Genomic DNA, 520 nt, shown 5'->3' with positions numbered 1-520 from the left:
ACGATACGACGGTTTACCATATTGCCACCAACAGCTTCCTTGCAGATGGCGGCGATGGTTTTGTCGCGTTTACCGAGGGGCAGGCGCGTAATACCTCCGGCGGCTATTACGTTTCAAATGCGGTCGTAGACTATTTCAAAGCCGGGCAAAAGATAACGGATGAGCAGCTTAACGGGCAGCGCGTTGTCGATGTGAAGAAATAAGTTTTTAAGGCCGGGCAGTCAGCCCGGCCTTAAGCGATCAGTGGGCCGCAAATACCGCCCTGGCGGCAAACAGGCCGTTGAGGGCCGCCGGGAATCCGGCATAGACTGCCATCTGCATGATCGCTTCCGTAATCTCCTCTTGCGTCAGGCCGACGTTTAATCCCGCGGCAATGTGTACTTTCAGCTGTGGCTCGGCGTTACCCAACGCCGTGAGCGCGGGGAGAATCGTCTCGGGTGCGGCGATCACGGCGCGCGAAACGGCCGTCTTCTGCGAGGCTTTTGCCTCGGTCTTCGCGCGGCGAATTCCGATCAGTGCG

1 protein-coding gene and 1 pseudogene are annotated in these 520 nt (G+C 58.1%); one reads left to right on the top strand and one right to left on the bottom strand.

Annotated elements, in window-relative coordinates:
* A pseudogene (locus ABD481_RS47165) lies at window positions 1-203 on the top strand (bifunctional metallophosphatase/5'-nucleotidase); the annotation flags it as partial.
* Window positions 204-240: 37 nt separating this feature from the next.
* Here ABD481_RS47165 and ABD481_RS47160 read toward each other — a convergent pair.
* The gene (locus ABD481_RS47160) at window positions 241-516 is read right to left on the bottom strand and encodes a carboxymuconolactone decarboxylase family protein (protein ID WP_344672395.1); all 276 of its coding nucleotides are present in this window, start codon (window positions 514-516) and stop codon (window positions 241-243) included.
* Window positions 517-520 lie beyond the last annotated feature (4 nt).

The sequence above is a fragment of the Catenulispora yoronensis genome (assembly GCF_039531695.1).
Taxonomy (GTDB): domain Bacteria; phylum Actinomycetota; class Actinomycetes; order Streptomycetales; family Catenulisporaceae; genus Catenulispora; species Catenulispora yoronensis.
This window is presented reverse-complemented; position numbering and strand designations above follow the sequence as displayed.